The organism is Catellatospora sichuanensis (genome assembly GCF_007483665.1).
In the GTDB taxonomy this organism is placed as follows: domain Bacteria; phylum Actinomycetota; class Actinomycetes; order Mycobacteriales; family Micromonosporaceae; genus Catellatospora; species Catellatospora sichuanensis.
The window spans coordinates 20,542-42,806 of the sequence record NZ_ML660189.1 but is presented as its reverse complement, the minus strand read 5'-3'; the positions used below and the strand labels follow the sequence as shown (position 1 = coordinate 42,806).

Annotated in this window: 17 protein-coding genes; 12 read left to right on the top strand and 5 right to left on the bottom strand. The window is 73.0% G+C overall.

Annotation, left to right across the window (positions count from 1 at the left end; genetic code table 11):
* Window positions 1-235: 235 nt before the first annotated feature.
* From glgB to FLL47_RS10510, 8 genes are all read left to right on the top strand, one after another.
* Window positions 236-2,077: a 1,4-alpha-glucan branching protein GlgB gene (gene glgB, locus FLL47_RS10545; protein ID WP_246157774.1), complete on the top strand. Its 1,842-nt coding sequence runs from the start codon at window positions 236-238 to the stop codon at window positions 2,075-2,077.
* 171 nt (window positions 2,078-2,248) lie between these two features.
* Window positions 2,249-4,555, top strand: coding sequence for a sensor histidine kinase (locus tag FLL47_RS10540; protein ID WP_144120292.1), 2,307 nt, complete (start codon window positions 2,249-2,251; stop codon window positions 4,553-4,555).
* Window positions 4,552-4,956, top strand: a complete 405-nt coding sequence (locus FLL47_RS10535) for a roadblock/LC7 domain-containing protein (protein WP_144120291.1) — start codon at window positions 4,552-4,554, stop codon at window positions 4,954-4,956. Before FLL47_RS10540 ends, FLL47_RS10535 begins: the two co-directional genes overlap by 4 nt.
* Window positions 4,946-5,332, top strand: a complete 387-nt coding sequence (locus FLL47_RS10530; RefSeq protein ID WP_144120290.1) for a DUF742 domain-containing protein — start codon at window positions 4,946-4,948, stop codon at window positions 5,330-5,332. Before FLL47_RS10535 ends, FLL47_RS10530 begins: the two co-directional genes overlap by 11 nt.
* Window positions 5,325-5,924, top strand: coding sequence for a GTP-binding protein (locus FLL47_RS10525; protein ID WP_144120289.1), 600 nt, complete (start codon window positions 5,325-5,327; stop codon window positions 5,922-5,924). Before FLL47_RS10530 ends, FLL47_RS10525 begins: the two co-directional genes overlap by 8 nt.
* A gap of 77 nt (window positions 5,925-6,001) precedes the next feature.
* Complete coding sequence (locus FLL47_RS10520; RefSeq protein ID WP_144120288.1) at window positions 6,002-8,392, top strand: hypothetical protein; 2,391 nt, start codon at window positions 6,002-6,004, stop codon at window positions 8,390-8,392.
* 9 nt (window positions 8,393-8,401) lie between these two features.
* Window positions 8,402-9,601, top strand: a complete 1,200-nt coding sequence (locus FLL47_RS10515) for a YibE/F family protein (protein ID WP_144120287.1) — start codon at window positions 8,402-8,404, stop codon at window positions 9,599-9,601.
* A gap of 85 nt (window positions 9,602-9,686) precedes the next feature.
* Window positions 9,687-10,100 (top strand): DUF7144 family membrane protein, encoded by a 414-nt coding sequence (locus FLL47_RS10510; RefSeq protein ID WP_144120286.1) that lies wholly within the window; start codon window positions 9,687-9,689, stop codon window positions 10,098-10,100.
* A gap of 52 nt (window positions 10,101-10,152) precedes the next feature.
* On the opposite strand, the gene FLL47_RS10505 is transcribed toward FLL47_RS10510, so the two are convergent.
* Together FLL47_RS10505 and FLL47_RS10500 are read right to left on the bottom strand one after the other, a co-directional pair.
* Complete coding sequence (locus FLL47_RS10505) at window positions 10,153-11,718, bottom strand: CocE/NonD family hydrolase (protein ID WP_144120285.1); 1,566 nt, start codon at window positions 11,716-11,718, stop codon at window positions 10,153-10,155.
* A 171-nt stretch (window positions 11,719-11,889) separates the two neighbouring features.
* Window positions 11,890-12,648, bottom strand: a complete 759-nt coding sequence (locus FLL47_RS10500) for an SDR family oxidoreductase (RefSeq protein ID WP_144120284.1) — start codon at window positions 12,646-12,648, stop codon at window positions 11,890-11,892.
* Between the two features lie 259 nt (window positions 12,649-12,907).
* On the opposite strand from FLL47_RS10500, the gene FLL47_RS10495 reads away from it, so the two are divergent.
* The 4 genes from FLL47_RS10495 to rocD all read left to right on the top strand — a co-directional run bounded on the left by FLL47_RS10495 (window position 12,908) and on the right by rocD (window position 16,461).
* On the top strand, window positions 12,908-13,465 hold the full coding sequence (locus FLL47_RS10495) for an RNA polymerase sigma factor (protein ID WP_144120283.1): 558 nt from the start codon (window positions 12,908-12,910) through the stop codon (window positions 13,463-13,465).
* A complete protein-coding gene (locus FLL47_RS42790; protein WP_186315644.1) occupies window positions 13,458-14,237 on the top strand; it encodes a hypothetical protein in 780 nt (259 codons plus the stop codon). Before FLL47_RS10495 ends, FLL47_RS42790 begins: the two co-directional genes overlap by 8 nt.
* Before the next feature lie 197 nt (window positions 14,238-14,434).
* Window positions 14,435-15,244 (top strand): dimethylargininase, encoded by an 810-nt coding sequence (ddaH, locus tag FLL47_RS10485; protein WP_186315643.1) that lies wholly within the window; start codon window positions 14,435-14,437, stop codon window positions 15,242-15,244.
* A complete protein-coding gene (gene rocD, locus FLL47_RS10480; protein WP_144120282.1) occupies window positions 15,241-16,461 on the top strand; it encodes an ornithine--oxo-acid transaminase in 1,221 nt (406 codons plus the stop codon). The genes ddaH and rocD overlap by 4 nt, the downstream gene beginning before the upstream one ends.
* 226 nt (window positions 16,462-16,687) lie before the next feature.
* Here the strand turns inward: rocD and FLL47_RS10475 are convergent, their stop codons facing one another.
* The 3 genes from FLL47_RS10475 to FLL47_RS10465 all read right to left on the bottom strand — a co-directional run bounded on the left by FLL47_RS10475 (window position 16,688) and on the right by FLL47_RS10465 (window position 22,256).
* On the bottom strand, window positions 16,688-17,740 hold the full coding sequence (locus tag FLL47_RS10475; RefSeq protein ID WP_144120281.1) for an FHA domain-containing protein: 1,053 nt from the start codon (window positions 17,738-17,740) through the stop codon (window positions 16,688-16,690).
* Window positions 17,741-17,808: 68 nt separating this feature from the next.
* Complete coding sequence (locus FLL47_RS10470) at window positions 17,809-18,444, bottom strand: SHOCT domain-containing protein (RefSeq protein ID WP_144120280.1); 636 nt, start codon at window positions 18,442-18,444, stop codon at window positions 17,809-17,811.
* A gap of 62 nt (window positions 18,445-18,506) precedes the next feature.
* Window positions 18,507-22,256, bottom strand: coding sequence for an SCO7613 C-terminal domain-containing membrane protein (locus FLL47_RS10465; protein ID WP_144120279.1), 3,750 nt, complete (start codon window positions 22,254-22,256; stop codon window positions 18,507-18,509).
* Between the last annotated feature and the right edge of the window lie 9 nt (window positions 22,257-22,265).

Sequence of the window (22,265 nt, the reverse complement as noted above, 5' to 3'; positions counted from 1 at the left end):
TGGCTCATCGCGACGCCGGAGGCGGCGCGATGAGCGAGCGGAGCGAGCGAATCATGGGCGCCGTTTGGCTCATCGCGACGCCGGAGGCGGCGCGATGAGCGCGCGCGCAGCGAGCCCGGCCGACGGCCCGGCCCGCCCCACCCCGACCGCAGGCGGAGCGATGAGCAGCGAAGACGGTGCGGATGCGGCTTCGGCTCGTTGGTCAACGGGGCATCCGGAACGGCGAGGAGAAGCCATGAACCTGATCGGCGATCTTGATCTTTACCTCATCGGCGAGGGCAGGCACGAGCGGCTCTGGAAGGTGCTCGGGGCCAATCCGGAGCCCGAGGGCCAGGGCTGGCGCTTCGCGGTGTGGGCGCCGAACGCGCGGGAAGTGCAGGTCATCGGCGACTTCTCGGGCTGGTGGCCGGACGACGGCATCCCGATGCGGCCGCAGGGCGGCAGCGGGGTATGGGCGGCGACGGTGCCGCACGCCGCGGCCGGCCAGCGCTACCGCTACCGGGTCCACGGCGCCGACGGCCGCTGGACCTACCGCGCCGACCCGCTGGCCGTCGCGGCGCAGTGCCCCCCGGAGAACGCCTCGGTGCTCTTCTCCTCCGACTACACCTGGAACGACGAGTCCTGGATGGCCGGGCGCGGCAAGCGCGCCGACCACCACGCCCGGCCGATGGCCACCTACGAGGTGCACCTGGGCTCGTGGCGGCCGGGGCTGTCCTACAAGGAGCTGGCCGACGAGCTGGTCGCCTACGTCACCGACCTGGGCTTCACCCACGTGGAGTTCCTGCCGGTGATGGAGCACCCGTACGGCGGCTCGTGGGGCTACCAGATCACCGGCTTCTACGCGCCGACCGCGCGTTTCGGCGACCCGGACCAGTTCCGCCACCTCGTCGACCGGCTGCACCAGGCCGGCATAGGGGTGCTGCTGGACTGGGTGCCCGCCCACTTCCCCCGGGACGAGTGGGCGCTGGCTCGCTTCGACGGCACCCCGCTCTACGAGCACGAGGACCCGCAGCGCGGCGAGCACCCCGACTGGGGCACGCTGGTGTTCAACTACGGCCGGCGCGAGGTGCGCAACTTCCTCATCGCCAACGCCCGCTACTGGTGCGAGGAGTTCCACGTCGACGGCCTGCGCGTGGACGCGGTCGCGTCCATGCTCTACCTCGACTACTCCCGCGACGCCGGGCAGTGGACGCCCAACGTCCACGGCGGCAACACGTACCTGGAGGCGGTGGACTTCCTCAAGGAGCTCAACACCGCCGTGTACGCCGACCGCCCCGGCGTGCTCAGCATCGCGGAGGAGTCGACGGCGTGGCCGGGCGTCTCCCGTCCGGTGGAGTTCGGCGGCCTGGGCTTCGGCATGAAGTGGAACATGGGCTGGATGCACGACACGCTGGAGTACCTCAAGAAGGATCCCTCGCACCGCAGCTACCACCACGCGCAGCTGACCTGGCCCAGCGTGTACGCCTTCGACGAGCAGTGGGTGCTGCCGCTCAGCCACGACGAGGTGGTGCACGGCAAGGGCTCGCTGATGGGCAAGCTGCCCGGGGACCGCTGGCAGCGGCTGGCCGGGCTGCGCGGGCTGCTGGGCTACATGTACGCCTTCCCTGGCAAGAAGCTGCTGTTCATGGGCGCGGAACTGGCCCAGGAATCGGAGTGGAGCGAGCAGTTCGGGCTCGACTGGGCGCATGCGGACTACCACGGTGACGTACGGGGGCTGGTGCGCGACCTGAACCGGATCTACCGCGACAGCGCCGCGCTGTGGGCCCGCGACACCGAGCCGGGCGGGTTCAGCTGGATCGACCCGCACGACTCGGGCAGCAACACCGTCTCCTTCGTACGCCACGGCAAGACCTCGAAGAAGTTGCTGGCCTGCGTGGCCAACTTCTCCGGCATCCCGCTGCACAGCCATCAGATCAGGTTGCCGCGGCCGGGGGCGTGGCTGGAGGTGCTCAACACCGACGCGGAGGTGTACGGCGGATCCGGGGTCGGCAACATGGGCCGAATCCGTACCGACGCCGAGGGCAACGCGGTAGTCCAGGTCGGACCCTACGGCGCGGTCTGGTTCGCACCCGCGTAACGACGTCCTTGAACACGACGGCCGGCACCGGTATCGGTGCCGGTCATCGTGTTTTCGGCGTCCTACCTGGTGAACTGGGGACACCCGAAAGGTGTGCCGGGGCCGTGAGATCAGTAGTATTTCCACGTTTCCCTCGCGTGGTCCCGCCCCCGGTGCGCTTATGAGGTCGTCATGCCCAGCCGCTTCTTCCCCCAGCAGAGCTGGTCGATCAGGTCACGGGTGATGCTGCTCCTGCTGGCGCCGCTGGTGCCGCTGGTCGGCATGTGGCTGTTCAGCACCACCGTGACGGTCGGTCCGGCGGCGAACCTGCTGGACGTCAAGTCCGGCGTGGACATGTTCGGCACGCCCGCCTACGAGCTCGTCAGCGAATTGCAGGCCGAGCGGGCGCTGTCCATGCGCTTCGTCAGCGGCGGCGCGGGCGCGGCCACCGAACTGGGCGTGCAGCGGGCGGAGACCGACGGGGCGCTGGCCGAGTTCCGCAGGCTCACCGGCGGCGACGACGCCGAGTCGGCGGCGAGCGCGCTCACCCGCCAGCACCTGGCCGCGGTCGGCAAGGCCCTGGAGGAGCTGCCGCTGGGCCGCGCGGTGGTGGACACCCGGCAGTACGACCGGGTGCAGATCATGCGGCTGTACAGCGGGATCATCGACAAGACCTTCGGGCTTTACGGGTCGGTGTCCGGCCTCGACGACCACGAGCTGAACCGCCAGGCGGGCACGGTCATCGCGCTCACCGAGGCGCGGGAGCTCTACGCCCGGGAGAACGCGCTGGTCAGCGCCACCATCGCGGGCGGCGGCATGTCGGCGGCGGAGCGGGCCGAAGTGGTCTCGCTGATCGGCCTGCAGCGGCGGGCGCACGACACCGCGACCCGATACCTGCACCCCGATGACGCCGACCGCTACCGGGCCATCCTGGACAGCGCGGCCTACCTGCGCATGCGGGCCGTCGAGGACCGGCTCGCCGACCTGGGCCGCGCGGCGCCCGCCATCGACGCGACGCAGTGGTCCGCCGACTACGCCGCCGTCGACGGGCGGCTCTACGACCTGGAGTCCGCCGCCGCCGCCCGCACCATCGACGCCACCATGCCCGCGGCCACCGCGATCCTGCTCCGGCTGGGCCTGTCCGGCGGGGCCGGCCTGGTCGTCATCGTGCTGCTGGCGCTGGTCTCGTTCCGGGTGGCGCGCTCGGTCATCCGCCGCATCAACAAACTGCGGGCGCAGGCCCTGCACGTCGCCGAACACAGCCTGCCCGACGTGGTGGCACGGCTGCGCGCGGGCGCCGACGTGGACGTGGACGCCGAGGTGCCGCCGCCGGGCCCGGTCGAGGACGAGCTCAACGAGCTGGAGAACGCCTTCGCACTGGTGCAGCGGACCGCGGTGGTCTCGGCCGTACAGGAGGCGACCCTGCGCGCCGGGCTCAACCAGGTCTTCCTCAACATCGGGCGGCGCAGCCAGGTGCTGCTGCACCGCCAGCTCGCGCTGCTGGACGCGATGGAGCGGCGGGTCACCGACCCGCAGGACCTCGAGGACCTGTACCGCGTCGACCACCTCGGCGCGCGGATGCGCCGTCACGCCGAAGACCTGGTGATCCTGGCCGGGGCCAAGCCGGGCCGGGGCTGGCGGCATCCGGTGCCGCTGCACGACGTGATGCGCTCGGCGGTGTCCGAGGTCGAGGAGTTCACCCGGATCACCGTGGTGCCGACGCAGGAGCTGGCGCTGCGCGGCCGCGCCGTCAGCGACGTCATCCACCTGCTGGCCGAGCTGCTGGAGAACGCCACCGCGTACTCGCCCCGCGACACCCACGTCACGGTCGCCGGGCAGCTGCTGCCCAACGGCTACGCGGTGGAGATCGAGGACCGCGGCGTCGGCATGCCGGCGTCCGTCGTCGAGGAGGCCAACCGGCGGCTGGCCGACCCGCCCGACTTCGATCCCGCGCACAGCTCCCGGCTGGGCCTGTTCGTGGTGGCCCGGCTGGCCGCCCGGCACGGCATCCGGGTCACCCTGCGCCCCTCGCCGTACGGCGGGCTCACCGCGGTGGTCCTGCTGCCGCGCGACCTGGTCGTCGACGGCAACGCCACCAGCCCGCCGTCGGGTCCGGCCGTGCCACCGGCCACGGCAGTCCCGGTAGCGGCCCTGACCGCAGGTCCGCTGAGTGCCGTGGCGGCACCGGACGCGAACACGTCCTCCGCCGGGCCCGAGGCGGCCGAGGACGGCCCCCGGACCGAGGCCGAGCTGCCGGTCCGCGCGCCGCAGACCCACCTCGCCGCCCCGTTGCGCGAGGAGCCGCTGATCGTGCTCGGCTCTCCGGCGGACAGCGGATCGACGCCACCGGCGCGGCCCGCCGAGCGCACCCGCAACCTCCTGTCGTCACTGCTCGCAGGTGCGCACCGGGGCCGGGCCGCCGCCACGGTGCGCACCTCACCCACCCCTCCCGCTGACACCCCCGCAGCGGCCGAACCGCCTGAGGAGTCGACATCATGAGCAATCCCGCGGGCCTGGACTGGCTGCTCGACGACTTCGTGGACCGCATACCCGCGGCACTGCGGGCCGTCGTGTTCTCGGTGGACGGGCTGCTGCTCGGCGCGTCGCGCGACCTGTCCCAGGCCGACGCCGACCACATGGCCGCGATCGCGGCCGGCTTCGCCAGCCTGTCGCGCAGTGCCGGACGGCACTTCAAGGCCGGGCCGGTACGCCAGGCCGTGATCGAGATGGAGGAGGCCGTCCTCCTGGTCACCGACGCCGGCGAGGGCAGCTGCTTCGCCGTGCTGAGCAACGCCGACTCGGACATCGGCATGGTCGCGTACGAGATGGCGATGGTCGTCGAGCGCATCGGCCACAGCCTCGGCACGCAGCCGCGGCCGACCTCCACCCATGCGCGCTGACGACGATGCGCACGAGTGGCTCGATGCCGAGGCCGGGCCGCTGGTGCGGTCGTACGCGGTCACCGGCGGCCGGGCACGCCCCGGTGCCAGCACGTTCGACCTGCTCACCTATGTCGTGGCAACACCGGCGGGGCAGCGCCGCCACGCCGTCCACCTGCAACCCGAGCACCGGGCGGTCCTCGCTCTCGCTCAGGAACCCATCTCGGTCGCCGAGCTGTCCTCCCGTGCCGGGTTTGCCCTCGGCGTGGTCCGGGTACTCCTCGCAGACCTGCTCGACGAGGGCGCCGTCAAGCATTTGGCGCCTGCAGTGGCCCCCGGCCACATTCCGGACGACCACATCCTCCAGGCGGTGATCCTTGGCCTCCGTCATGCGTGACGAGCGTGCCCGGTCCGTACCCACGGCGATCAAAATACTGGTCGCCGGGGGCTTCGGCGCAGGCAAGACGACAATGGTGGGCACGGTGAGCGAGATCATGCCCCTGCACACCGAGGAGGTGCTCACCTCGGCCGGCACCGACTCCGACGACCTGTCCGGAGTGGAGGCCAAACGGACCACCACGGTCACCATGGACTTCGGCCGGATCACCATCGGCGACAGCGCGGTGCTCTACCTGTTCGGCACTCCGGGCCAGGACCGCTTCTGGTTCCTGTGGGACGAGCTGGCGATCGGGGCGCTCGGCGCGGTGGTGCTGGCCGACACCCGGCGGCTGGCGGACAGCTTCCCGTCCATCGACTACTTCGAGCGCCGGGGCATCCCGTTCGTCGTCGCGGTGAACTGCTTCCACGGCCACCAGCCTTTCGGCGTCGACGCGGTGCGCGGGGCGCTGTCGCTGGACCCGGACGTGCCCGTGGTGATGTGCGACGTACGCGACCGCCGCTCCGGCCGCGAGGTGCTGGTCACCCTGATCGAGCACGTGCGGGCGATCACGCTGGGTCCCGCGCACAGCGCCGTGGCCGGCGCCGGCTGACCCGTGACATAGTGCCGACTTTTCGGAGGACGTCTCAGCCATAGGCGTGACACGGCTGTCGCCGGTACGCTGCGCCGGTGCCGAACCCCGACCGCCTCGCCAACCGGAGCCTGCCGGCCATCCTGCGCGACGCCGCCGCACTCGCCCTGACGCAGTGGCGCGGCCTGTTGGTGGTGGCCGCCGCCGCACTCGTACCGGCCCTGCTGGCGCGCCAGGTCATCGGCTTGTTCGCGCTCAACGGCAGCGCCACGGTCGTGGACGGCTCGTTCACCCCGGCGCCCGCGGCGGCAGCCGGCGGGGCAGGACTGGTTGCGCTCGCGCTCGGCTGGGTGGTGGCGCTGGTCGCGGGCCTCGCGGTGGCGGCCGGCGGCCTGCGGGGCATCCCGGTCGATCCCCGGGCCGCCCTGCTGCTGGCCCTGCGCCGGCTGCCCGCCCTGGTGCCGGCCCTGCTGCTGCTCGCCATCGCCGCGGTGGGGCTGCAGATCGTGACCATGCTCGGGGTCGCCTTCTTCGACATCGCGTTGCCGCAGGATGTGGCCACCGCGGCGGTCTTCGGCCTCTTCGTGCTGACCCTGGTCGTGCTGGCCAGCAGGCTGCTGACGGTGCCCGCGATCGTGCTGGGCGACGGTGCGGCCTCCTGGCTGTCGCACGCGCACGCGCTCGCCGCGGGCCGCCTGCTGACGGCCGGCGGTGCGCTGGCGATCGGCGTGGTGGTGATCCCGGCGCTGACCGGCATGGGCGCCGCCGCGCTGACTCAGGCGCAGCCCGCGCTCGCCCTGGTGGTCGCCGCCGTGGCCGCGATCATCGTGCCGGCCGTCCAGGCCGCCGTGCTCGCCACCGTTTACCTGCAACGACGCCCGGCGGACGCCCGTGGCGCGGAAGCCGACCTCGACCGGGTCGACCGGACGCTGTCGGCGCTGTCCCCTGCGGTGACGCCCGTTCCCGCCCCGGCGGACCCGACCACCGACGAGCAGCCGACGTCCGCCACCGTCCCATCAGGCCTCCCCACGGCCGAACGGGCCACCGGACCCCGGCACGGCGCGGTGCCGCGGACGGGGCCCTTCGCGGCATTCACCCGGCCGTTCGCCAAGACCGCCTGGCCCGTCGCGCGGTTCGGCCGACCCGTCGCGCGGCTCGCCTGGCGCGTCGCGAGGTTCGTCCGGCCCGTCGCGCGATTCGCCCGACCCGTCGTCAGTTTCACCGGACCCGCCGCCAGGCTCGCCCGGCCCTGGACCGGCCGCGCCGCGCTCGCCGCGGCGCTCGCCTCGCTGTCGCTGCCAGCCCTGCTCGGGCTGGGTTTGGCGGCCGCGGACCCGTGGGACGGCCCGCACGTGAGCCGGCACGTCGTCTCGTGGAGCGGCGAGGTGCTGGCCACGGCGTGGCCGACCGGACACCATCCGGTCGTGGTCACCGACTACGGCCCGCACTGGTGCCTCGACGACGAATGCCGCGACGTCCGCTCCCGCAGCTCCGAACCGCTGATGCTGGGCGCGCCGATGCCCGCCACCGCGATCACCGCCACCGGCGACGTGGTCTCGGCGGGCATCCGCGGCCGGGAGAACCGGGCGGTCAGGACCAACGGCGACGACGCCGTGCAGATGCAGCGCTGCACCGCGCCGTGGGCCCCGGCCGCCTCCCGCCCCAAGCCGGGCACCTGCGAGGACGGCATCACCCATTGGCACAGCGGCGGCCGGGAGGGCCAGTCGCACCTGGCCGTCGCCGCCGGACCGGACGGCTCGGTCGTGGTGGCCACGGCTCGCCCGCTCCTGCCGAAGACCGATGCCCGGCCGCGGGTGCAACTGGCGGTCACCCGCTGCAACACAGTGCACTGCAACCGGCGGTCGCTGGACGTGCTCGGCACGGTCGAGGTCGAGCTGAGCGCGTGGCTGCCCGAGGGCACGGTCACCGCACCCGTGTACGCCCCGCTGGTCCAGCTCACCCTCGACACCTCGGACCGGCCGACGGTGCTGCTGCGCGATCCGGCCGGGCGCCGGGCCTGGCTCGCCACATGCCCGACGGCCGCGTGCGACAGCCCCCGCATCACCGAGATCGGCGCCCCGGAACGCGCCACCGACCAGGCCGTGCTGCTGCCCGGCGGCGGTACGCCGCGGCTGGTCGCCGGTGGTGACGCCATCACCTTCCACGCGCCGGTGGCGATCGCCGCGGGCGGCCCCGGCCTGTACGTACTGGGCACGGAGTCCGATCTGGCCGCCCCGGTGCCGCTGGCCCCGGCCGAGTACGGCAGCGGCAGGCTGGTGCTCTGGCACTGCCCGCCCGGCTCGGCGGACCGGGCCCGACGGGCGGCGCTACCGCTGCTGACGGGCGACCTGTTCCAGGCCGCGCTGGTGACCAGCGGCGACGGCAGGGTGCTGGTGACCTACTCCGACACCGGCCGACGGTACGCCGTGCTGGTGACCGGACCCCCCAACCCGGGCAAAGGCCCCTACTGCGCGGGGTTCGGCGGCTAGGTTCGGCTCATGGGGGCCGGACACAGTCACGAGCCTGGCGAATCGCTGCCACCTGCCCCGGCAGACCTGCGGCGGATCGTCACCGCGATCATCGTGCCGCTGGTCGTGGCCACCCTGATCGGGCTGGTCGTGCTGTGGCCGCGCGGGCAGTCCCCGCAGCAGGCCTCCGACACCATGCAGCGGCTGCACGGCGAGATCGTGTCGGCGGCACCCGCCTGTCCGCGCGAGGTCCCGGCCCAGCCGGGCGGCGACTGCGGCACCGCGCAGGTGCGCATCGGCGACGAGGTGGTCGATGCGGTGGTGCCGACCGGGCCGAGCGCGCCGGTCGTCGGCATCGGCGACGACGTGGTGCTGATCGGATCGGTGGACGCCGAGGGCGGGCAGCGCTATGCGGTCGTCGACCATGACCGGTGGGGCTGGCTGCTGGCGCTGGTCGCGCTGTTCGTCGCCGCGGTGATCGCGTTCGCCCGCTGGCGCGGCGTGGCGAGCCTGGTCGGCCTCATCGTGAGCTTCGGGGTGCTGCTGGCCTTCATCCTGCCCGCGATCGTGCGCGGGGAGCCGCCGCTGGCGGTGGCGATCGTGGGGTCCGCTGCGATCATGTTCGCGGTGATCTACCTGACGCACGGCGTCAGCGTGGGCACCTCCATGGCCCTGCTGGGCACGCTGGCCGCGCTGGTGCTGACCGGGCTGCTCGGCCTGCTCACCACGAACCTGCTGCACCTGACCGGTTCCGGCAGCGACGAGGCCGCGATCCTCGCCAACGTGCTGGCCGGGGTGGACCTGCGCGGCCTGCTGCTGGCCGGCATCATCATCGGCACGCTGGGCGTGCTCGACGACGTCGCCATCACCCAGCTGGCCATCGTCGGGGAACTGTCCCTGGCCGACCCCACGTTGAGCGCGCGGCAGCTCTACCGGTCCGCGATCAAGGTGGGCCGGTCCCACGTCGCGTCGGTCGTCAACACCATCATCCTGGCGTACGCGGGCGCCTCGCTCCCGCTGATGCTCCTGCTCGTCACGGCGGGCACCCGTACCCGTGACGTGCTGTCCACGCAGGTGATGGCCGCCGAGATCGTGCGCGGCGTGGTGGGCACCATCGGCCTGATCGCCGCGGTTCCGATCACGACCGCGCTGGCCGCCTGGGCGGTCGCCCGCTCGCACCGCCAGGCCGCCCACTCCCACGCGCAGCCGGTAGAGCCGGACGCAGCGTGAGCTGTTTCCGGCGTTCGCCCTGATCAGGGGAGCATTCGGCGATAACGTGAAGGGGCTTCGTCCGTTTCGCACGAAGGTGGGTGCTATGTCGACCGTGGCGAAAGCGACCGAGCGCATCGGCTCGGGCTGGCTGTCCTTCGCCGGCCTGCTCATTCTGCTACTGGGGGTGTTCAACGTGGTGGAGGGCATCTTCGCGATCGCCAACGACCGGTATGCCGCGTACGCCACGTCCACCCAGGGCGAGCTGTACGTGTTCAACCTGAACACCTGGGGCTGGCTGCACGTCCTGCTGGGCGCGGTGCTGATCGCCGTCGGCGCGGGCATCTGGTCCGGCAAGGAGTGGGCCCGCGGCGCGGGCATCGGCCTGGCCGGTGCGACCGCCCTGCTCCAGATGCTCTACCTGCCGGTATACCCGTTCTGGTCGCTGATCAACATCGCCCTCTGCATCCTGGTCATCTACGCCCTGGTGGTGCCACCTCGCGGCAGCACCGCCGACTGACCGCACCCGGAGGCCGCCCCTGTCTGGCGACGGGCGGCCTCCGGGGGCGCCGTCAGCGGACCGGGACGTCCACCCAGGACTGGCCGGAGAACAGCACCGAGCCCAGCCAGCCGTTCTCGTCCAGGTAGAGGCCGTCGTGGCCGTCGACCACCAGCGCGAGCCGGTGCCCGGCGGGCAGGTCCCAGCTGGTCGCCGGCAGCCGGATGTCGACTGTGCGGGCGGTGCCGGCCGCGGTGTTCAGCCACGACACGGGGGCGTGCGTGATCAGCCGGCCGGTGCCGCCCCAGTCGACGTCGTAGAGGTACGCCACGACGGTGCCGCTGCGCTCGGTCGGGGTGAACCGGGCGTGCACGGTCGCGCTGCCGCGGATGCGCACCACGCTCGACGCCTCGTCACCCAGCCAGACCGCGGCGTTGTCCCGGTCCACCGCGGGCAGCCAGGCCGTCGGCGGGATGCCGGTGAGCGCCTGCAGGCCGTTGGACAGCAGCACCACGCCGCCCGCGGCGACCGTGTCGTCGTTGAACCAGGTCCGCCGCGACCAGCCGGTGGTCGCCGTGCCGCCGAGCTTGCCGGTGCCGGTCAGCCAGTTGACCTCGCCGAGGCCGTAGCGCCTGGTCGAGGTGCTGGCCGCGGCCCAGTTCGGGTACGACTCCACCGGCCCGCCGGTCAGCGAGCGGAGCACCACCGGCGGCTCGGTGTCGATGCCGTTGGCGATGCCCGACAGGTGGCGGTCGAACCAGCGCCGCACCGAGGTCCACACGTGGTTGTCCAGCCCGATCAGGCCGGTCAGCTCCGGGATGGCGTGGTCGCCGGGCGCGAACTCCAGCCGCTTCGGCCCGGCCAGCGCGCCGTAGAAGTCGACCAGCTGGTTCGGCGGGAAGATGGTGTCGCCGTACCCGTTGGCCAGCAGCACCGCCGGGCGGTTGGTGTTGATGCCGGACAGGTACGTGCCCGCCGACCGGATCCGGGCGAACTCCTTGACCCCCGCGATGTTCCGGTTGGCGTAGAAGTCGTCGATGATCGCGTCGAACTCGTCGCTGGTGTCGCCGAGCAGCGCCGCCGAGCCGACCAGCAGCGCCGAGGACTGCAGCCGCCGGGTGTCCCCGCCGTACAGCGAGGCGACCAGGTCGGTCCAGCCGGACAGCGCCGCCACGGCCCGCACCCGGCTGTCGTGGCCGGACGCGATCAGGCTGATGCCGGCCCCGTACGAGACGCCGGCCATGCCGATGCGGGACGGGTCGGCGGTGGTGTTCGCGACGAGCCAGTCGAGCACCCGGGACACGTCGGCGATGTCCTTGGGCCCGGCGGTGTCGATCTCGCCGCCCGAGGCCCACCACCCGCGCGGGGTGTACGACAGCACGGTGTACCCGCCCTGGGCCAGCGCGTTCGCCTGGGCGATGTACTCCAGGTCGTTGAGTGACCAGCTGGCCGGGAAGACGACGGCCGGGTGCCGTCCCGGGCTGGTCGGCTCGATGACGTTGGCCTTGAGCACCACCCCGTCCGGGGCGGTGATGTCGATGAAGCGGAAGCCGGTGGTCGGGGCGGCGGCCTGGGCGGGAGCGGCCCAGGTGACAAGCGCCAGCACGACCACCGTCAGGAGGGATCGGGATCTCCTCACGGCGGACCTCACGGGGGTGTCGGCCTTGCTTCGAAAAAGTTACCGAGAGGTAACCACGCCGTGAGCTAGATCACAATACCCGCGAGTAGCTTTTTATGGACGATGGCCTATCTCATCGAATTCGAGCTACCTGGATCCGATGAGATAGGCCATCGTCTATGAGGTACCGGACTAGCCGCGCGGGCCGCCGGCCACGTAGATGACCTGGCCGGTGACGAAGCCGGCGCCCTCGCTGACCAGGTACGAGATCGCGTGCGCGACGTCGGCGGGGGTGCCGACCCGGCGCACCGGGGTCTCCGCCGCCCGCGCCGCCTGGAACGCCTCGAAGTCGACGCCGACACGGGCCGCGGTGGCGGCGGTCATCTCGGTGACGATGAAGCCCGGCGCGACCGCGTTCGCGGTGATGCCGAACGGGCCCAGTTCGATGGCGAGGGTCTTGGTGAAGCCCTGCAGGCCGGCCTTGGCCGCGGCGTAGTTGGCCTGGCCCCGGTTGCCCAGCGCCGAGGTGCTGGACAGGGACACGATCCGGCCGTACTTCTGCTCGACCATGTGCTTCTGCACGGCCCGGCTGCACAGGAACGCGCCGCGCAGGTGCACCGACATGACGGTGTCCCAGTCGCTGTCGCTCATCTTGAACAGCAGGTTGTCGCGGAGCACGCCCGCGTTGTTGACCAGCGCGGACGGCGCGCCGAGGGTGGCCGCGACGTGCGCCACGGCGGTCTCCACGGCGGCGGAGTCGGAGACGTCCGCGCCGACCGCGATGGCCCGGCCGCCGGCCTTGGTGATCGCGGCGACGGTGTCGGCGCAGTTGTCCTCGGTGAGGTCGACGGCGGCGACGGCGAACCCGTCGGCGGCGAGCCGCCGGGCAGTGGCCGCGCCGATGCCCCGGGCGGCGCCGGTGACGATCGCTACTCTCTGGCTGTCAGTCATGCGCCGCACTTTAACGACAGTTCAGCGCCCCACGGAACCGCCCCACGGGGCAGGCGCGAATCGGTTCGCCAGGGACGGTGTACCGCCCGGCCGCTCGACCCGCCGCGCCTGCGCACAGCACGACCCCAGGCCGGAAGCCGAGCTGACTACAGTGACCGGACCTGAAAAATTCTCCGGTCGGGCTGCAACCTTGCGGACGCCTGCGTGGTGATAGCGCGACGGGCCGGGAGTCGGCTCACGGGGACGAACGGATTGGCAGATGACGGCGTTGTCGATCAGACAGGCTGACTCACCGCCGGAACAGGCGGGAGCGGGGCACAAGGGCGCCGCCCTCGTGGACTTCGAGGAGTGTTACGCCGCCCACTTTCACAAGATCACGATCCAGCTTGCGGCGTACCTCGGCAGCCTGGCCGAGGCGCAGGACGTCACCCAGGAGGCATTCGCCCGCGCGCTGCCCCGGTGGGGCCGGCTCACCGGATACGCCGATCCCGGCGCCTGGGTGCGGCACGTTGCGTGGAACCTGGCCAAGACCCGCCATCGCCGCCAGCAACGGCTGGCGTTGTTCCTGGGCCGGCAAAGGCAGGAGCAGGTGGCCGGGCCCGAGCCGGATCGCGTCGCGCTCATCCGCGCACTGTCGAAGTTGCCCGAGCGGCAGCGGCGCGCGTTCGTGCTGCACTATCTCGCCGACCTGTCCATAGCGCAGATCGCAGATCAGGAACGCACCCCCGAAGGAACCGTCAAGTCGTGGCTGCACCGCGCACGTACCGCCATGGCGGCGCACCTCACCGGTGCGGCAGAGGAGGGTCGCGATGTCTGAGCCGCAGCACGAAGAGCTCTTCGCCCGGGCGGTCGGCGACTTCCGGGCGGCCGCGATGCCGGAGATCACGCCCCCGGGCCCGGCAGGGGCACTGCGCCGCGCCCGCGCCCGCCGCCGCAATCGCGTGCTGGTGCTGTGCACCATGCTGGCGCTGCTGACGGCCCTGCCCGCGGCCGTGCTGGCACAGCAGCGCCCAGGACCGGCGCCGGTGGTGAACCCCTCGACCACGCCGTCCCCGTCGCCGAGCGGCACCGCGTCCCCGTCGGCCACGGCCTCGCCGAGCGGCAGCGCTTCGCCCTCACCGGCGCGGGTCACTCCGTCGGCCGCCCGCCCGACCACCAGCCGCACGTCCTCCGGCAGCGGCACCGGGAGCGGCAAGAACTGCAGGCCCGGCGGCTACATCTCGGTGGTGGACGACGGCCCGCCCGCCCTGGTCGAAGTGGACGCGCTGCCGAACCTGTGCACCGGGGAGAAGCTGTACTTCTTCTGGGTCGTCTACCGGGTGCAGGACGCGGACACTCTGGTGCTGACCGCGTCAGGACGCAGTTACGTCGACCACGCCCACGTCCGGCGCTCGATCGGGCTGCCCGGCTGGGGCGGCCCCGAGGACGTCGAGGGCTGCACCGCGGCCTTCGTCGTCCAGGGCCGCGGCGCCATCAAGAGCACGATCCCCTGGTCGAGCGGCCGGGAGGCGTTCAAGGGCGGTAGCCCGTACGCGGCGTTCACGCCGCTGCACTGGTACCCGTTCCACTCCTACTGCGATCCCGCTTAGCCGGGTCCGGGCCGCGTCACCCACGGGGGCGACGCGGCCCGGACCGCCGCCCGCGGTTCGGGGAGGCCTGCGGAAAGCGCATCCCGTGCGCCACGCAACGGATCGTTGGTCGACAGGGTGAACTACGCAAGAAACCAAGGTCATAAGCATGAGCGAATGATGGTTATGCTGCGATCTTCCCCTCTAGCGTTAGGGCCATGCAGAAGCGCTTTCTGATGTGCCGGCCCACCCACTTCGCCGTCACCTACAAGATCAACCCCTGGATGGACCCGGCCGCGCCGTACGACACCACCCTGGCCATCAGCCAGTGGGAGAGCCTCAAGGCCACGTACGAGAACCTCGGACATCAGATCGAGCTCATCGACCCCATCGCGGGCCTGCCCGACATGGTCTTCGCCGCCAACGGCGGCACGGTGATCGACGGCAAGATGTTCACGGCGCAGTTCCGCCATGCCGAGCGGGCCGACGAGGGTCCGGCCTACCGCGACTGGGCCGACCGCGCCGGTTACGAGGTGCACGACGCGAAGCACGTCAACGAGGGCGAGGGCGACATCCTCCTGGCCGGCGAGTACGTGCTGGCGGGCACCGGCTTCCGCACCGCGCACGCCTCGCACGCCGAGGTGCAGGAGATCTTCGGCCGCCCCGTGATCACACTGCAGCTCGTGGACCCGCGTTTCTACCACCTCGACACCGCGCTCGCGGTGCTGTCGACCGGTGCCGACGGCAAGCCGGCCAACATCGCGTACCTGCCCGAGGCGTTCTCGCCCGGCAGCCAGAATGTGCTGCGCCAGCTGTTCCCGAACGCCGTGATCGCTAACATCGAGGATGCGGAGGTGCTGGGACTCAACGCGGTCAGCGACGGCGAGAACGTCGTGGTGCCGGTCCAGGCCACCCACCTCGCGGAGGAGTTGCGCAAGGCCGGCTACGAGCCGATCGGAGTGGACGTCTCCGAGCTGCGACTGGCCGGTGGTGGACCCAAGTGCTGCACCCTGGAGCTGCGGTCATGAACTCGATCGTCGACAGCCGTACGCCGTCTGCGGTAGACGAGGCGGAGCGGTACACGGCGCACAACTACCATCCGCTGCCCGTCGTGATCACGGAAGCCGAAGGCTGCTGGGTCACCGACGTGGACGGACGGCGCTACCTGGACTTCCTGTCCGGGTACTCGGCGCTGAACTTCGGCCACCGGCACCCGGCGCTGATCGCCGCCGCGCACGCCCAGCTGGACCGGCTCACGCTGACCAGCCGTGCGTTCATCCACGACCAGTTCGCCGAGTTCTGCCACCGCCTGGCGGAGCTGACCGGCCAGGACCTGGTGCTGCCGATGAACACCGGCGCGGAGGCCGTGGAGACCGCGGTCAAGGTGGCCCGCAAGTGGGGCTACCAGGTCAAGGGCGTGCCCGACGGCCAGGCGAAAATCATCGTGGCGGCGGACAACTTCCACGGCCGTACCACCACGATCATCAGCTTCTCCACCGACGAGGACGCGCGGGCCGACTTCGGGCCGTACACCCCGGGCTTCGAGATCGTCGCGTACGGCGACCTGGAGGCGCTGGCCGAGGCGATCGACGACTACACCGTCGCGGTGCTGCTGGAGCCGATCCAGGGCGAGGCCGGCGTGCTGGTCCCGCCGGACGGTTACCTCTCCGGTGTACGGGCCCTGTGCAGCAGCCGCAACGTGCTGTTCCTGGCCGACGAGATCCAGAGCGGGCTCGCCCGCACCGGGCGCACGTTCGCCGTGGACCACGAGGACGTCAAGCCGGACATGCACATCATGGGCAAGGCGCTGGGCGGCGGCATCGTGCCCGTCTCCGCCGTCGCCGCCAGCCGTGAGGTGCTCGGCGTACTCAAGCCCGGACAGCACGGCTCGACCTTCGGCGGCAACCCGCTGTCCTGCGCGGTCGGCATCGAGGTCATCAAGCTGCTGGAGACCGGCGAGTACCAGCGGCGCTCGGCCGAGCTCGGCGCGCTGATGCACGAGCAGCTGCGGGCGCTGATGGGCCGGGGCGTCACCGCCGTGCGCGGCCGCGGCCTGTGGGCCGGCGTCGACATCGACCCGGGTGTGATGACCGGACGCCAGGCGTCCGAGAAGCTGATGGCCCGCGGCATGCTCGCCAAGGACACCCACGGCACCACGATCCGCCTGGCCCCGCCCCTGGTCATCTCCGAAGACGAGATCACCTGGGCCGTACGCCAGCTCGCCGAGGTCATCGGCGCAGCCTGAGTTCGCCCAACCGCCTCCTCTGCGGCGACTCTTAAAGACTTGCGGCCTCAGAAGCACTCTGAGGCCGCAAGTCTTTATGAGTTGTGCGGGCACTGCGCGCGGTGCGCGGGCGCGGTGTCCGCGCGGTTCGAAGCGCGAAGGCGCCCCCCGCCCGGCAGGGGGCGCCTTCGCGTTAAGAAGGTGCCCTTCCTCTACGCATAGCGTTGTGAAGGTGCCCTTCCTTTCGTCAGTAGCCGGGGCGGAAGGTCATGGTGGGGGCGTCGGACATGACGGAGGCGGAGTCGAGGGGGCGGCTGCTGGCGAGGGCGCCGATGCGACCGATCTCGACGCCGGGGAAGAGTTCGACGATGTCGGAGACGCCGAGCTGGCGGGTCGCGCCGCGGCTGAGCTGGAGTTCGCCGTCGGCGGCGCCGCCCAGGCGGACCAGGGTGCCGTTCATGCTCAGATCGGTGACGGAGACGCCCTGCGGGCTGAGCGCGACCGAGACGTGGGCGCGGCTGACCTTGGCCCGGGCGTCCTCGCTCAGCCACGGGCCGAGCTGGATGCCGACCTGGCCCTGGCCGCCGTCGGGGGCACGGCCCACCACCACCGGCCCGGCGGCGGTCACCACGAACCGGGTCCGGATCACGCCGTCCACCCGCACCGCGAGCACCTGCTGTGGCGGGCGCGGGCCGGAGTCGCCCAGCGGGGCGTCGTGCCGGGGGCAGATCGGCTGGCCGTTGCGCAGCCGCGGCACGGGCTGACCGCTGCCGCGGCGGGCCGGGCCGAAGTTGGCGCAGTCCGGGTCCGGGCAGTGCCACCAGCGTGCGGTGAGCTGGCGGCCGACCGGCGACGGGCCGGTCGGCACGGGCCCGCGCGGCTGCAGCACGGTGCCGCCCGCGCCGGGCAGCGGCGACCACACCGCGGGCAGCACCCGCGAGACGATCGGCAGGCCGGTGAGCTCGGAGACCTCCACGACCCGCGCGGCCGCACCGACCACGACCTCGACGACGCCGTCGTCGCCCCAGCGGCGCATGACCATGCGCTCGTTGGAGGTCAGGTCCTGGTTGGAGAGCAGGGACTTGTCGACGACGCAGTACGCCGAGACGTGCTCCTCGCCGACCTGGCGCGCGAGCCCGTCGACCACCATGCCGAGCCGGACCAGGTTGGCGGGGCGACCGCCATCCAGGTCGGCGCAATAGATCAATTCAGCCACGTCGAGCACCCCGGCGGCGAGAGCCGGGTCAGTGCCCAGCCGCCGCTCGATCGCATCCAGCACATGACTGACCTCGAACCTCATGGCACAGACCCTAGGTTCGGTGCGCGACCTGCCGCAACCCGCAAACGTCCAGCGTCACAGCCCGCCGTCTATGCGCCGTAGCCCCGCGGGCGGCGCGGCGGCTCGCTCCCGCCCGTGCTCGCGGGCGGCGTGGCGGGTCCAGGAGGCTCGCCGGGCCCCGCGGGTGGCGGGGCCGGGCCGGTCGAACCACCGGCCGGACCCGAGGTCGGGCCGCCCGGCGACATGCCTTGACCGTCGGGCGGGCGGGTCCATGAAGCTGTCGAACCCGTGTCCCTGGCGGCCTGACCAGCGGCCGGGGTCGTCGGCGAGCCGGACGGGCTGCCGGGCGGTGCGCTGCCCGCGCCGGCGGTGTCGAGCACGCGGGCCTTCTCCTCGGCGAACTCCGCGTCGGTGAGCTTGCCCCGATCGTGCAGGTCGGCCAGCAGTTTGAGCTGCTGCGCCGAGTCGTTCGGCGCGTACTTCTCCACGAACTCGCGGCTGGCCTGGTCCATCGCCCGGCGCTCCTGGGCCGTGGCCCCGGGCTGCCGGAAGATCAGATAGATCAGCGTGCCGAGGAACGGCAGCAGGACGACGATCACGATCCACAGCGCCTTGAGCCAGCCGGAGAGGTCGTCGCGGCGGAAGATGTCCACGATCGCGAAGCCCCAGATGAGCAGCAGCGGAATGAAGATCAGCAACAGCCAGAAGACGTCCCAGAAGTCCATCTTCCCCCCTTATATGGCACTCTCCCCCATTCTTGCGGGCAGAACGCCTCAGCGGGAGAGAGTTACCGCATCCGGCCGATGGCCCCCCGCAGCCGGGCCACGTCCCGGCGACTCCGCTCGTACGTGATGGCCAGCGCCAGCAGCACCGCCCCGCCGACCGCGATCGGCACCCACGTCGGCAGCAGCCGCGAGACCAGTAGCAGCTCGTGCAGCGCCAGCACCAGCAGTACGCCGCCGCCGAGCACCACCGGTGCCTGCAGCCGGCGCACCGAGCCGAACACGGTGACCGCGAGGGCGCCCAGCCCCAGCAGCAACCGCCGCAGCGGGGTGCCCGACTCCTCGGTCAGCGCACCCGCCAGGCTGGGCAGCAGAGCCGCGACCAGCGCCGGGCCGGCGTACAGCCAGCTGGACAGCTCCGGCCGGGCACGTGCCGCGTACCAGCCCACGGCCAGCGCGAGCAGCGCCACCGGCAGCGTGTACGCCTCCAGCAGCCCGACGCCCTGCACGGCGAGGATCGCGCACCACGCGAGCGCCTCCGCCAGCGCGGCCGCGGCGGCGCGCAGCACCCGCTCCCGGCGCGGAGCGGCCAGTACGGTCAGTCCGACCGCGACCCCCCACAGCGCCAGCACCAGGGCGATCGACCGGACGTACCCGTGGCACAGCGACAGCGCGACCAGGGCCGCGGAGTGCGCCGCCGCCTCCGCCGCGACCCGCTGCTCGCGGGCGAACGGCGCGTACGCCAGCCCCAGCACGATCGCGGCGACCCCGAGCACCAGGTACGCGACGACGTAGAAGTCCAGCTCGGCCGCCTCGCCGATCGCGACCGCCAGCAGCACCTTGGCGGCCGCCCCGGCCAGCCAGCCGGCGGTACGTACCGCCCGGACGCGCCCGCCCACCGCGATCGCGGCCAGCGTCATGGTCACCAGCGCCAGGCCGGCGATGGTCGACCACTTCTCGGCCAGCGCCCCGGCCAGCCCGGCCCCGGTGAGCAGCACCCCGAACAGCCCGCCCGCGAGCGTCAGCGCGCCGTACGGCCGCAGCGCGACCAGCACCAGCAGGCCCGCACCGAGCACCAGCTGCACCGCGCTGACCGTCGGCCACGGCGCCTGCGCGGCGGCCAGCGCCGCGAGTCCGGCGACCCCGGCGACCACCCCGCCGGACGCGACCACCAGGCGTGTGCCGCCCCGCCGGAACCACGCCGCCACCGCTGGGGCCAGCAGCAGCAGCGCGACCGCGTACGACCAGGGCAGCCGGTCGCTCGGGTAGGCGCTCAGGCCGGTGCCGACGGGGTCGCCCGCCCAGATCCGGCTCAGCCAGCTCAGCGGGGCGATGAAGATCAGGTGTAGCGCCTCCGCGCACATCAGCAGGGTCAGCGCCAGCACGGCCTGTGCCGGGATCTCCGCCCGCGCCCAGCGCGCCTGCAACGCGACCAGCGCGAGAGCCAGCGTGCACAGCGCGGCGTACACCGCCGCGCTGTCCTGCGGCGGGTGCCCGCCAGGCAGCGCCCACAACGCCCCCACCAGGCCGCCGACCACGGCAAAGTCACGCAGCCGAGCGGGTGACAGGTACACCCACAGCGGCGTCAGCACGGCGGCGACCAGCAGCGCGCGACGCGACCACGGGTCGTCGACCCCCGCCGCGGCCACCACGCTGTGCGCCATGGGCGGCAGCAGCGCCAGCGCCACCGCGCCGCTCACCCCGCCCAGCACCCGCACCGCGTGCAGCGCGCTCGCGCTGCTCACGGTGCCGGTCCCGGCGGCGGTCCTCGTCCCGCCGTCCGGCACCAGGGCACTGCGCCAGCCGATCGCGGCGGCGGCCAGCCCCAGCGCCACCACGCCGCCCAGCGCCCACGCCGACAGCACGCGGCTGCCCGCGCCGGCCAGCAGCGCGTGTCCGCCGAGCAGCCCGGCCACCACGCCCCAGAGCACGATGTTGCGGCGCAGCAGCAGCGCCACGGCCAGCGCGGCGGCGGCCGCGGCCAGATCGCAGGCGAGCGCCGCCCACGACGTCAGCGCCGGGTGGCCCGGCATCGTCAGCGGGAGCAGCAGCACGGCCGCGGCGGCGACGTACGCCCGCACCGCCGCCGGCACCGGCGGCCCGGCGAGCAGCCAGGCCGCGACGGCCACCAGGGCCAGGCTCACCGGCAGCAGCCAGCCGTACGAGCCGTCGAAGCGCGCCGGGGCGGCGGCCCACCACGGCATCGCGTCCTGCACGGACTGCCAGCCCGCGCCCAGCGCCCAACCGGTGGCGCACAGCCCGGGCACGCTCAGCGCCAGCGCCGCGCCGCCGGTCATCCCGGCGCGGACCCCGGGCCACCGGGCCGACAGCGGACCGCCCAGCAGCACCACCAGCACCGTCACCAGCGCCGCGGCGCCCGCCATCACCAGCAGCCAGTAGTGCGGCCATTGCACGAGCGCCGGTCGCACCAGCGCCGCGGCGAGCGCCACGGTCACCACGCCACCCGCCGTGGGCAGGGCGAACCCGGCGGAAGGCCCGGTGCCCACCTGCCAGAGCCCGGCCGCCAGCACCCCGGCCGCGGCAAGCAGCGCCAGCGAGCCGGTGACCGCGGTGTCCGGATCGGCCCCGAGCAGCCACGCGATCAGCGACAGCAGGCCGCCGACACCGAGCATCCCCAGGTACGCCAGCAGCGCCAGCACCCGGAGCCCGGCCCGCCCCGGCAGCTCCCCCGCAGGCCGCGCCGAGGCAGCGCCCGCTGGCAGGGCCGCGCCGGCCGTGACAGGTTCCTGCGCGGACTGCCTCGGCACGGACGCCGCTGCCGACGACGGTTCGTCCGGCGACGGCTCATCCCCGGGCGCCGCCCCCACGACCGGATCCCGCTGTGGGTCCTCCGCGGCGACGGGCCTGGCCGTGTCCGGTGCCGACGCGCCGTTGCCCGGCTGGACGGTCTCCGCCGCAGCGGTGGTGGGCGGTGTCAGCGCCCGGTAGAGCAAGAGGTCGCCGAGGGCGACGGCGGTGAAGATGACCGACCAGCCCGCCACGTCGGCCGAGGACTCCAAGAAGAACAGGGGCAGTGCGGGCTGTGCGGCCAGCAGCGCGCCGAACCGGGTCGCGCTCGTCCCGACGACCCGCGCGTAGCCGTAGCCGAGCAGCGCGGTTGCCGTGGCCACGGCGCCCGCGTAGAAGCCCTGGTCCCAGTGGTCGGCGACGCCGCCGAGGTTGACGTACCAGACGGCGTACCCGTCGAGCACCACCAGCAGCAGTCCGAGCGCGGCGAAGGTCTCCGCGGTCGCGGTCAGCACGCGGCGGCGCACCAGCGGCGGCACGGCCAGCACGCCGACGGTGAGCACGCCGAGGATGAGCGCCCGGCCGACCACGTCGAACGTCGCCCAGGCCACGGCGGTGAACACGATCGCGGCGATGCCGAGCAGCAGCCCACCCAGGATGAACAGCAGGTTCTGCACGGTGCGCGGCGAGGACTCCGGCTGCCGGCCGGCGGGGGGCAGGGCACCGGCGGCCGGCGGAACGGTGCCCGCGGGCTGCGGCAGGCTGCTGGTGGTGGGCGGCAGCGTGAGCAGGGTGGGCTGGTGCGCCGAGCGCTCCCGGGCCACCGCCACCCGAACCCGCGACGCGTACACCTCGCGGTCCTGGCGCAGTTGCGTCAGCTGTCCCGCCAGCGACTCGTACGCGCTGCGAGCCTGCTCCACCTGCGGCGCGAGCGCGGTGATCCGCGCGTCGTAGGCCAGCACCGCGGCGGCGTCCGGGTCCGGCGCGCGGCCGCAACCGGGGCAGGGACCGTCCAGGGAGGCGGTGGCTCTGCACAGCGGGCAGGGGTACGACACGTGCTCGGTCATGCGGGTCAG